We start from the raw sequence: 11,517 nt of genomic DNA on the forward strand, positions 1-11,517 counted from the left end.
CACCGTGACGGTCGGCCCGCTCACGGGCGGTGCGGACTTCACGGGCACGGCCGCCGAGCATGTCGTGACGGAGGTGCCAACCTTCAGGCCCGGGGTGAGCGTGGGAGATGCGCGCGCGCGGATGCTGGGTCGCCGCTTCGACTGCGCCTGCGACATCGTGGTGGTCGACGAGCAGGGCAGGCTCGACGGCCTGCTCAGCATCGAGCAGTTGCTCGCCGCCGACGACGCTGTCACCGTAGGCGAACTCGCCGATCACAATCCGCCCACCGTGACCCCGGGTGTGGATCAGGAGATCGCCGCCTGGCAGGCCGTCCAACATGCAGAAAGCAGCCTCGCGATGGTCGGCCCCGACGGGCACTTCCACGGGCTGATCCCCCCGCGCCGGCTGCTCCGTGTCCTGCTCGAGGAACACGATGAGGACATGGCCAGACTCGGCGGCTACCTCAAGGGCTCCGCCACCGCCCGCACCGCCGCAGAAGAGCCGGTGCGTCGGCGATTCGCCCATCGGATTCCCTGGCTGCTGCTCGGACTTCTCGGCGCGATGCTGTCAGCCGGCATCGTCGGCTCGTTCGAGGAACAACTGGCCGCCAACGTCACCCTCGCCTTCTCCTGCCCGGCGTCGTCTACATGGCCGACGCGGTGGGCACGCAAACCGAAGCGGTCGTAGTACGGGGACTCTCCGTCGGAGTCTCCATCCGCCGCCTTGTTCGCGGAGAGGCCATCACCGGCCTCCTCATCGGCGCCGCCATGGCCGTCGCCTTCCTTCCGTTCGCCCTCTTGTACGGCGACGCCCAGGTGGCCCTCACCGCCTCCATCTCCCTCTTCGCCGCCTGCTCAGTAGCTTCAGTGCTCGCCATGGCTCTGCCGTGGCTGCTCAACCGGCTCGGCCAGGATCCGGCGTTCGGCTCGGGACCGCTGGCCACGGTCGTACAGGACCTGGTGTCCATCGCGGTGTATCTGCTCACCTCTCTGATCATCGTCAGCTGACGTCTCCCACCTGGGCGGGGGAAGAATCATCCTGGCCTTGCCCCATCCGGCGGAACAGCCGATGGTGATTCGCCTTGGATTTACCCGGCAATGCGACGGCTTGCATCGGGCTGTGCCTCAGGGGCACCCTGGAGGGTACGGAGACGTTCCAGGCTCGGTGAGCCACGGGGGTGACGTCGGATGGGTCCAGGGACCGTTCGTGACCTGCCCAGCGCACTTCACGACGACGGGCGGCTGGCGACGCGGCTGGCAGGTCGTCGCCCTGCGGTGTTCCTCGACTACGACGGGGTGCTGACGCCCATCGTCGACCGGCCTGAAGACGCCGTGATCTCGGACGGCATGCGCGAGACCGTGCGGCATCTCGCCGCCAGGTGCCCGGTGTGCGTCGTCAGCGGCCGGGACCGGACGGTCGTGCAGCGGTTGATGGGCATCGACGACCTGGTGGTGGCGGGCAGCCATGGGTTCGACATCTGGAGCCCATGCGAGGGTGTGATCGCACACGATCCGGCGCCTGGATCGGCGGATCTGATAACCGCGGTCGCCGAACGGCTGCGGGCCCAGACGGGATCGCTGGACGGTGTGATCGTGGAGCCGAAGCGGGCGTCGGTCGCAGTGCACTACCGGCTCGCGGCCGTGGAGGACCGTGACCGGGTCGCCGCCGTGGTGCGGTCGCTGCAGGCCCGACAGCCCGACGAGATCAAGATCATGCCGGGCAAGATGGTGTATGAGATCCAGCCGAAGGTCGACTGGGACAAGGGCAGGGCTGTGCTCTACCTGCTGGAGGTGTTCAACCTCGAGAGCGAGGTGTTCGTGCCGCTGTACCTGGGCGACGACGTCACCGACGAGGACGCCTTCCGCGTGCTGCGTGGTCGCGGGATCGGCATCATCGTCGGCCATCCTGATGACGCCGAGGTGGCCGGCCGGCGGACGGAGGCGGAGTTCGCGCTGGCCTCGCCGGGGGAGGTGGAGCGCTTCCTGATCACTTTGGGGTATTGACCGCGCTTTGACCGTGCTGGACGCGTTCGGGGGGCGCCATGCAAGGTTTCGTACTCAGCTACGACGGCTTCGACCCGGCGTCCGAGACGCTGCGGGAGGCGCTGACGTCGACGGGCAATGGCTATTTCTGCACGCGCGGCACCGCCGAGTGGGAGGACATGGGCTCGGTCCACTATCCGGGCACCTACGCTCACGGCGGCTATAACCGGGAGACCACGATCTTCGACGGTTTCCCAGTGTTGAACGAGGACCTGGTCAACCTGCCCAACTGGCTGGTGCTGAAGCTCAGGATCGAGGGCGAGGCCGCCGTCAGGTTCGGCAGCGTGGAGTTGCTCGACTACCGGCACACCTACGACATCAGGTTCGCGCTGGTCCGGCGCGATCTGCGTTTCCGTGACCACGCGGGCCGCGTGACGACTCTGACCAGCCGCCGGTTCGTGAGCATGGCCTACAGTCACCAGGCAGGGATCGAGTGGACGCTGGTCCCGGAGAACTGGTCAGGGCGCGTCGAGGTCGTGACCGCGCTCGACGGCCGGATGACCAACCATATGGTCGCCCGCTACCGCGAGTTGGAGGGGCGCCATCTCGACCCCGTGTCGCCGCGCACGTTCGGGCCCGAGATCATCGCGCTCAAGGTACAGACGCGTCAGTCGAACATCTACGTCGCCGAAGCCGCGCGAACGCAGGTGTTCCTGGGCGAGCGGCTTCACCTTGACGGCCCCGTTGGCGTGGAGCGGAGCCTGCACCAGATGGAGGACTACATCCAGCAGGTGCTCGCCTTCGACGTGGAGCAGGGCAAGCCGGCCCGCGTGGAGAAGATGGTCGCGCTGTTCACCTCCCGCGACAACGCGATCACCGAGCCGCTGACCGCCGCTGGCCGGCACGTGCTGCGATACCCGCGCTTCGACGACGCATTGGACGAACATCAATCGGCGTGGACCGAACTGTGGGACAGCTGCGACATCCAGTTGCCCCGCGAGCCCCGCGCCCAGCTGCTGCTGCGCCTGCACATCGCCCACGTGCTGCAGGTGTGCTCCCGCCACACCGCCCGGCACGACGCCGGCGTGCCGGCCCGCGGCCTCAACGGGGAGGCCTACCGCGGGCATGTTTTCTGGGACGAGTTGTACGTCTACCCGTACCTCAACCTGCGTCTGCCGGAGATCACGCGGGCGCTGCTGCTGTATCGCTACCGGCGGCTGGCCGAGGCGCGGGCCGCCGCTTGCGAGGCGGGCTACCGGGGAGCCATGTTCCCCTGGCAGAGCGGCAGCGACGGTACCGAGGAGACCCAGCAGGTTCATCTCAACCCGCTGTCCGGCCAATGGGACCCCGATCTCAGCCACAACCAGCGCCACGTCAGCGCGGCGATCTTCTACAACGTATGGCGGTACTACCAGGCAACCGACGATCTGGAGTTTCTGCGCGACTACGGCGCCGAGCTGATGCTGGAGATCACGCGTTTTTGGGCGTCGATCGCTCACTACAACCCCGGCAGGCAGCGGTATGAGATCCACGGGGTGATGGGCCCCGACGAGTTCCACGAGCGCTACCCCGGCGCCGAGCAGGCGGGGCTGCGCAACAATGCCTACACCAACGCGATGGCGGCCTGGATCTCCGCGACCATGCCGCAGGTGCTCGACCTGCTCCCTGCCAGCCGGTCCGCCATGCTGCGCAGATACCTGCACGTGACCGATGAGGAGCTACGCGTCTGGGAGGACATGAGCCGCCGGATGTACCTCCCCTTCCACGATGGCGTCATCAGCCAGTTCGAGGGCTATGCCGATTTGGAGGAACTCGACTGGGACCATTACCGGGCCGCCTATCCCAACATCCAGCGCATGGACCGCATCCTCAAGGCCGAGGGCAAGGACCCCAATTGCTTCAAGGTGGCCAAGCAGGCCGACGCGGTGATGATGTTCTTCCTGTTCGATCACGACGAGCTGCGGGCGGTCTTCGAGCGGCTCGGATACGGCTACGACCGGGATCTGGCGCGGCGCACCATCGAGTACTACGACCGCCGCACCTCCCACGGCTCCACGCTCAGCTTCGTCACCTTCGCCGGCGTGCTGGCCGGCCTTGACCCGGCGAGCTCCTGGGACCGATTCCTGGTGGCGCTGGAAAGCGACGTCAGTGACGTGCAAGGCGGCACCACCAAGGAAGGCATCCACATGGGCGTCATGTCCGGCACGTTGGACCTGCTGCAGCGCAGTTTCATGGGCAGCAGCATCGGCGACGACGGCGTGCTGCGCCTGCAGCCGCGCCTGCTCGACCGGCTCGACGGCGTGGCGCTGTGCATGCGCTTTCGTGGCACCTCGCTGCGGGTGAGTGTCAAGGGCGGGGAGCTCATCGTGTTCGCCCAGGCCGAAGGGTTCCGCTGGCCCTTGCGCGTCGGTGTCGGCCCTGACATCCACGAACTGAGCCCAGGCGGCACGTGCGTGTTCAAGCTGCCTGCCGAGGCGTCCTCCCCGCTTCCACATGACGCGGACGACAGAAGGTGAGCCCGCCATGGCGACCGGCGGATTCGACGGAGCGATCTTCGATGTGGACGGCGTCCTCGTCGACTCACCGCACCAGCGCGCCTGGAAGGACGCGCTGCGCGAGCTCATGGAGGGGGACTGGGCCGACATTCGCGAGCACACCACCTGGTCGGAGGAGGCCTTCACCCCGCAGGTCTACCAGCGCGTCATCTCCGGCAAACCGCGCACGGCCGGGGCGCTCGCGGCCCTCGAACACTTTCAAATCCCCGACGCCCAAGCCCGGACGCAGACCTACGCCGCCCGCAAGCAGGCGTTCATCGTCCGGCTCATCGAGGCCAGGCAGTTCACGGCCTATCCCGACGCGCTGCGGTTCGTCATGGCCGTCCGCGACCTTGGCATCCCGGCGGCAGCGGCCTCGTCGTCGAAGAACGCCGACCGCTTCCTCAAGCACATCCACCTCGACACCTTCGCCCACCAGGAAGGCCTGATCTACGACTTCGTCCACCCCGGGCTGACCCTGCTCGACTTCTTCGACGCCGACCTGTCCGGGCGCGACCTAGCGCGGGGCAAACCGGACCCGGAGATCTTCCTGACCGCGGCGGCCGAGCTCAAAGCCGCACCCGAGCACTGCTTCGTCGTCGAGGACGCGGTCAGCGGGATCCGGGCCGCCAAAGCCGGCAAGATGGCCGCGCTGGGCGTCGCCCGCGCCGATGACCAGCAGTTGCTGACCGCCGCGCACGCCGACCTCGTGGTCACCACCCTGGACGAGGTCGACGTGCGCGGCCTCGCCTCCCACCAGCTGAGGACGACACGGTAGAAACAGGTCGTGTACGACCGTCCCGCTGGCCGCGTGACAGCCAGGGACGATGGCGATGCCGCTTGAAGGGTGTGCGGATCGTGCCGCCCGCGCCTTGATAGCCCTTGTCCGCGAAGGTCTTCACGCCGGCGCTGGTCAAGGCGTCGATCAGGCCGATTGTTCGAGCGGCGGTCACGTCGTGGGTGGCGCCGGGCAGCGCAGGTGAGGCCCACACCAGCCGGCCGGCCGGGTCGGCCGGCAACTGCACATTCACCCCGTGCTGCTTGTGTTTGCCGCTGTAGTACGGCCGTTCGTCGGCCAGGCGGTCGACCGGGACGAGGGTGCCATCCAGGATGGTGTAGGACCAGCAGCGCTTGCCGGGCCGGGTCTAGCTTCCGCCACCGCGAGCGGCGTTCGGCGCGCCGGATGCGGATGAGCTCGGCCAGTCGGATCAAGGTGTGGTTGGACAGTGGAATCGCGGCACGGTAAGACAGCACCGAGGCTCCCGGTTGGGGTATCGGATCTTGGTCGACTGCTGTCTTACCGGGAGCCCCCTCTCATGCCAACCCTCCCCAGGGTGCACCCCTATCGACGTGCACAATCAGGTTGGAAAAGCCTCCATGTCTACCTGGCGTCGTGCGAGGCGGGCGGCTGGGGTGATCGGCTGCTCTTTCGCTCGCGGAGCCAGGGAATCAGCCCACCGGCCAGCAGCATCGCGATCTGCCGGTCGGACAGCCGGTGCCGGGTGGAGTACAGCTGGTCTCGGCTGGTGTTGCGCACCGTGATCTCGGTGCCGTCGGAGCCGATCGCGTGCCTTAGCCCGTCCAGCACAAGAACGTCGCCCTGCTCGACGCGGTGGTAGTCGTCGGGGTCGGCGAACTCCAGCGCGAGCACGCCGAAGTTGGCCAGGTTCTGCCAGTGGATGCGCGCGAAGGACACCGCCAGCACCACGCGCAGGCCGAGATAGCGGGGGGCGATGACGGCGTGTTCGCGCGAGGAGCCCTGTCCGTAGTTGGCGCCGCCGACCACGATGTGCCCGCTGCCGCGGCAGGCGTGTGCCCGGCCGACGTAGTCCTCATCGATCTGTGCGAAGGTGAACTCGGCCAGCTTGGGGATGTTGCTGCGGTAGGGCAACACCCGGGCCCCGGCGGGCAGGATCTCATCGGTGGACACATCATCGCCGACCTTGAGCGCGACCGGCGCCTCCATGTGGTCGGGCAACGGCGGGAAGTCGGGCAGCGAGGAGATGTTCGCGCCCTTGACCAGTTCGGCCTGATCGGCGTGCGCCGAGGGCGGCGGTTCGAGCATGGCGGTGTTCACGCTGGACTCGGCGGGCAACTCCAGGTGCGGATAGTCGATGCCGAGCAGGTGCGGCAAGTCGCGAGGGTCGGTGATCTGGCCGGTGAGAGCGGCCGCGGCGGCGGTCTCGGGCGAGCAGAGAAAGACCGAGTCCTCACGGGTTCCGGACCGGCCAGGAAAGTTGCGCGGGACGGTGCGCAGGCTGTTGCGCCCGTTGGCCGGCGCCTGGCCCATGCCGATGCAGCCCATGCAGCCGGACTGATGCAGGCGCGCACCGGCCGAGATCAGCGTGAATGTAGCACCCATCTTCGTGAGGTCCTGCAGGATCTGCCGCGAGCTCGGGTTGATGTCCAACGACACCCTTGGATGCGCCTGCCGCCCGGAAACGATGGCGGCGACGACGGCGAAATCGCGTAGTCCTGGGTTGGCTGACGAGCCGACCACCACCTGGTCCACCTGCCGACCGGCTACCTCGCGCACCGTGACCACGTTCCCCGGTGAGCTGGGCACCGCGATCAGCGGCTCCAGACTCGACAGGTCGATCTCGTCGGTGACGTCGTAGGTGGCATCCGCATCGGCGAGCAGTTCGACGAAGTCGTGCTCGCGCCGCTCCGCTCGCAGGAAATCCCGGACCTGATCGTCGGCCGGGAACACCGTGGTGGTCGCGCCGAGTTCGGCCCCCATGTTCGCGATCACATGCCGGTCCATGGCCGTCAGATGCGCCAGCCCAGGACCGTGGTACTCGATGATCCGGTTCACGCCGCCTTTGACACCGTGCCGGCGCAGCATTTCGAGGATGACGTCCTTGGCGCTCACCCAGGCCGGCAGTTCGCCGGTCAGCCGTACCCCCCAGATCTCGGGCATCCGGAGGTACACCGGTTCACCGGCGATCGCCATCGCCACTTCGAGGCCGCCCAGGCCGATCGCGAGCATCCCCAGCGAGCCCGCCGCCGGCGTGTGGCTGTCGGAGCCGGCCAGCGTCTTGCCGGGGATGCCGAAGCGCTGCATGTGGGTCGGGTGGGAGACACCGTTGCCCGGCTTGGAGTACCACAGTCCGAATCGGTGGCAGGCCGAGCGTAGAAAGGTGTGGTCTTCGGCGTTCTTGCTGTCGGTCTGCAACAGGTTGTGGTCGACGTACTGTACCGACACCTCGGTGTGGGCCCGGTCCAGGTCGAGTGCTTCCAGTTCGAGCATCACCAGGGTGCCGGTCGCGTCCTGGGTAAGGGTCTGGTCGATCCGCAGGGCGATCTCCTGCCCGGCGGTCATGTCGCCGGACACGAGGTGGGTGGCGATCAGTTTCTGTGCGACGTTGTGCCCCATGCTGCGCCTCCCGGCTTACCTCAAGAGTTTGTCGCGGAGGTCCAGAGCCTGCGCCTGCGCGTAGCGGCCTCTTCGATTACGCGTTTCCTTGCCGATTGCCGTGGTCAGTGCTGGAGCAGTTCGGCGAGCACGGCTGCCTCGCTGATCTCGGGCTGTTTGGTCGCGGTGAGGAGCGTCAGCATGCCGTCTTGGGCGAGCTTGCGCAGGTGCGTCACCGCGTCCGCCCGTTCGGGGGCTTGGAGTTCGCTGCGGTAGCGGCGGCCGAACTCGGCGAAGAGTTCGGGGTCGTGGTGATACCAGGTGCGCAACTCTGTCGAGGGGGCGACCTGTTTGCACCATTCGTCGAGGCCGGCCTTGGCTTTGGTCAGCCCTCGCGGCCAGATCCGGTCGACCAGCACCCTGGTGCCGTCATCCGCCGCCGGTTCTTCATAGACCCGACGCACCTGAATCTTGCCCTTGCCTGCCATCGTTTTGCCTCCCCGCGTTCGTGCGAGTTCCTGGATGGTTCAACGTCTTGACCAGCCGTTGGTTCAGGGCGAAGCGCCGACCAGCGAGCCCAGCGGTGTCCTGGGATCACCCAGCGCGCGGGTGTCCACCTGTTCGCCCGCGCGCACGAGATCCTGGATGGCGTCGTTGACGTCCCAGATATTGACGTTCATACCGGCCAGCACCCGCCCGCCGCACAGCCAGAACGCGACGAACTGGCGCGCCTCGACGTCACCGCGGAAGATCACCTCGTCATATCCGTCAGGTTCGACGTAGCCGGAATACTCCATTCCGAGGTCGTATTGGTCGGTGAAGAAGTACGGCAGCCGGTCGTAGTGGACGTCCTGGCCGAGCATGGTCTTGGCCGCGACCTGCGGTTGGTGCAGCGCGTTGGCCCAGTGCTCGACGCGGATGTGCTTGCCCAGCAGAGGGTGGAAGGCGTTGGCCACGTCGCCGGCGGCGTAGATGTCCAGGTCGGAGGTGCGTAGTCGCGCGGTGACCCGGACGCCGTTGTCCACCTCCAGCCCCGCGGAGGACGCGAGCCCGGTGTTGGGGGTGATGCCGATTCCGACGATGACGGCGTCGGCGTCGATCTGGCTGCCGTCGGCCAGCCGTACGCCCACGGCCCGGCCGCCACGGCCGACGATCTCGGCGACCCGCACGCCGCAGCGCAGATCGACCCCGTGCTCGCGGTGCAGCCCGGCGAAGACCTCGGCGACCTCGCGGCCGAGCACCCGCAACAGCGGCAACTCCGCGCTCTCCAGGACGGTCACCTCGGCTCCGGCGGCGCGGGCGGCGGCCGCGGTCTCCAGCCCGATCCAGCCGGCGCCAATGATCGCGACCCGGGACGCGGTTGGGAAGACCGCCTTGAGCCGGTCGCTGTCTTCGACCCGGCCCAGGTAGAGCACACCATCCAGGTCGGCGCCCGGAATCGGTAGCCGCCGCGGGGAGGAGCCGGCGGCCAGCAGCAGCTTGGCGTAGCCGATCCGGCTGCCGTCGGACAGGCTCACCTCGTGCCCGGCGGGGTCGATGCCGGTGACCGCCGTACCGAGGAGCAGATCGACGTCGTGCTCGCCGTACCACGGTTGCGGGTGGACGTAGATCTCCTCCCGCTCGGTTCTGCCCAGCAGGTAGCCCTTCGACAGCGGCGGCCGCTCGTAGGGGCGTTCGCTCTCCTCACCGACGAGCACGATCCGTCCCTGGAAGCCCTCCTCGCGCAGGGCCTGGGCGGCCTTGGCCCCCGCCAGACCTGCTCCGGCGATCAGGTACGTCATGTCAACGGCCATGTCCAGCACCTCTGCCGGTTGCTCGTAGGGTGGTGGCCAGTTGCTCGCGCAGCCGGTCCCAGCTCGCCTCGAACGCGGCCACGCCATCGTCTTCGAGCCTTTGCACGACGTCGTCGTAGTCGATGCCCAGCCGTTGCAGCCGCTCGAGTACCTGCTGGGCGTGCTGGTAGTGCTCGTGTACCGAGTCGGGCGGCACCTGGCCGTGGTCGGCGACCGCGCGCAAGGTGGCCTCGGGCATGGTGTTGACCACACCGGGCGCGACCAGATCGACCACGTAGCGCGTGTCGAGGTAGGCCGGGTCCTTGGTCGAGGTCGACGCCCACAGCGGACGCTGCGGGCGCGCGCCCGCGGCCTCCAACGCCGTCCAGCGTGGCGAGGCGAGCACCTGCTCGTAGCGTTGATAGGCGAGCCGGGCGTTGGCCAGGGCGGCCTGGCCGCGCAGTCCGGCGGCCTCGGCGGTCCCGATCTTGTCCAATCGCGCGTCGACCTCGGTGTCCAGCCGGGAGACGAAGAATGAGGCCACCGAGGCGAGCGCTGACACATCCCGTCCGGCCTGCAGGGCGGCTTCCATCCCGTCGAGGAAGGCGTTCATCACCGCTTCGTAGCGGGACAGGGAGAAGATCAGCGTGACGTTGACGCTGATTCCGTCGGCCAGGCACGCGGCGATCGCCGGCAGCCCCTGACGCGCGGCCGGGATCTTGATGAACAGGTTGGGCCGGTCCACCAGCCACCACAGTGCCCGTGCCTCGGCGATCGTCGCCTCGGCGTTGTGGGCGAGTCGGGGGTCGACCTCGATCGACACCCGGCCGTCCACCCCGTCGCTGGCGTCATAGACCGGCCGCAGGACATCGCAGGCGGCACGGACGTCGAACGTGGTCAGCGCGCGCAGGGCCTCCGCGGCCTCGACGCCACGCGCCGCCAGGTCGCTCATCTGTGCGTTGTAGGCATCGCCGCCGGATATGGCTTTCGCGAAGATGGTGGGATTGGTGGTAACCCCCACCACGTGGTCTCGCGCGACCAGGTCCGCCAAACTGCCTGAAACCAGCCGTTCCCGGCTCAGGTCGTCCAGCCAGATCGACACCCCGCGGGCAGTAAGTTCAGCTAGTGGATCGGCCATAGCATGGCTTCCTTTCCTATTCGTGCGGTGATGTACATCCACGGACGTACATCCGCTTTCGTTTAGGACTCCACCAGGGCCGCCATCCCTCTCATGACACCGACGCTACGCCGGTGGACGTCAAGCCGAGTTCAGGTGGCTTCCATGACGGTGGAGGCCTTCGTCCACCTCCCGGGAGGCACGGAGGCCTACCGGTCAGCCAGCACCCCATTGGACGCGACAGGGTCAAGGTGTTGGCTGTCCTGCAGAGGTCGGTCGACCGGTAGGGATAGCTCCTCCGGTCGCGTGGCGATGAACGGCGGGGTCGAGGTGCCATTGGTGGCTGTCGCGGGGGCGGCCTCGGGCGGCGTCGCGCGTTCCAGGAAGCGGAGCAACTCGATGGGGAAGGGCAGGACGAGAGTGGAGTTCTTCTCGGCGGCGACTTCGACGACGGTCTGAAGCAGCCGCGACTGCAGCGCTGCGGGGTGCTCGGTCATCGTCTCGGCGGCCTGGGCCAGCTTCTCCGAGGCTTGGAGTTCGCCCTCGGCGGTGATGACGCGTGAGCGCCGTTCCTCGCCCGGATCGGCATCCGCTCGCTCATCGTCGGCCTGCTCGTCTTCGCTGCGGTCGAGACCGCGCGGCGGCTCCGCTGGGACGACGCCCAGGTAAAGACGCAGGCCGTCCGTCGCCAGGGCGCGCCGGTGGGCATTCGAGCACGGGTGGTGGCGCGGCCGTCCGGTGCTCGTCGCGGTCGTGGCCACGGCCCTCTGCAGTGTT

General features: G+C 68.0%; 10 protein-coding genes and 1 pseudogene. 5 read left to right on the top strand and 6 right to left on the bottom strand.

Translation table 11 applies throughout. The features are described from left to right. Positions 1-4: 4 nt before the first annotated feature. The 5 genes from ACGFNP_RS03275 to ACGFNP_RS03295 all read left to right on the top strand — a co-directional run bounded on the left by ACGFNP_RS03275 (position 5) and on the right by ACGFNP_RS03295 (position 5,274). Entirely contained in the window at positions 5-667 is a 663-nt protein-coding gene (locus ACGFNP_RS03275) for a CBS domain-containing protein (protein ID WP_393314222.1), read from the top strand. Continuing rightward, positions 640-987 (top strand): magnesium transporter, encoded by a 348-nt coding sequence (locus tag ACGFNP_RS03280; protein WP_393314225.1) that lies wholly within the window; start codon positions 640-642, stop codon positions 985-987. Before ACGFNP_RS03275 ends, ACGFNP_RS03280 begins: the two co-directional genes overlap by 28 nt. Before the next feature lie 180 nt (positions 988-1,167). Next, the gene (gene otsB / locus ACGFNP_RS03285) at positions 1,168-1,983 is read left to right on the top strand and encodes a trehalose-phosphatase (protein WP_393314227.1); all 816 of its coding nucleotides are present in this window, start codon (positions 1,168-1,170) and stop codon (positions 1,981-1,983) included. Positions 1,984-2,021: 38 nt separating this feature from the next. Next, entirely contained in the window at positions 2,022-4,478 is a 2,457-nt protein-coding gene (locus ACGFNP_RS03290) for a glycoside hydrolase family 65 protein (protein ID WP_393314230.1), read from the top strand. A 7-nt stretch (positions 4,479-4,485) separates the two neighbouring features. After that, positions 4,486-5,274 (top strand): HAD family hydrolase, encoded by a 789-nt coding sequence (locus tag ACGFNP_RS03295; protein ID WP_393314233.1) that lies wholly within the window; start codon positions 4,486-4,488, stop codon positions 5,272-5,274. 22 nt (positions 5,275-5,296) lie between these two features. Here ACGFNP_RS03295 and ACGFNP_RS03300 read toward each other — a convergent pair. The 6 genes and pseudogenes from ACGFNP_RS03300 to ACGFNP_RS03325 form a co-directional block, all read right to left on the bottom strand. After that, positions 5,297-5,750, bottom strand: a pseudogene (locus ACGFNP_RS03300) (transposase family protein); the annotation flags it as partial. A 127-nt stretch (positions 5,751-5,877) separates the two neighbouring features. Continuing rightward, positions 5,878-7,872, bottom strand: coding sequence for an aconitate hydratase (locus ACGFNP_RS03305; protein WP_393314236.1), 1,995 nt, complete (start codon positions 7,870-7,872; stop codon positions 5,878-5,880). Positions 7,873-7,976: 104 nt separating this feature from the next. Then, positions 7,977-8,339, bottom strand: coding sequence for a DUF488 family protein (locus ACGFNP_RS03310; protein WP_358340190.1), 363 nt, complete (start codon positions 8,337-8,339; stop codon positions 7,977-7,979). 63 nt (positions 8,340-8,402) lie between these two features. Next, on the bottom strand, positions 8,403-9,644 hold the full coding sequence (locus ACGFNP_RS03315) for an NAD(P)/FAD-dependent oxidoreductase (RefSeq protein WP_393314240.1): 1,242 nt from the start codon (positions 9,642-9,644) through the stop codon (positions 8,403-8,405). Further along, complete coding sequence (gene tal, locus ACGFNP_RS03320; RefSeq protein WP_358340187.1) at positions 9,634-10,761, bottom strand: transaldolase; 1,128 nt, start codon at positions 10,759-10,761, stop codon at positions 9,634-9,636. The genes ACGFNP_RS03315 and tal overlap by 11 nt, the downstream gene beginning before the upstream one ends. 188 nt (positions 10,762-10,949) lie before the next feature. Further along, positions 10,950-11,501 carry a hypothetical protein gene (locus ACGFNP_RS03325; RefSeq protein ID WP_393314243.1) on the bottom strand — a complete coding sequence of 184 codons (552 nt, stop codon included), beginning with the start codon at positions 11,499-11,501 and terminating at the stop codon, positions 10,950-10,952. Positions 11,502-11,517 lie beyond the last annotated feature (16 nt).

It is taken from the genome of Nonomuraea sp. NPDC049269 (genome assembly GCF_043197155.1).
In the GTDB taxonomy this organism is placed as follows: domain Bacteria; phylum Actinomycetota; class Actinomycetes; order Streptosporangiales; family Streptosporangiaceae; genus Nonomuraea.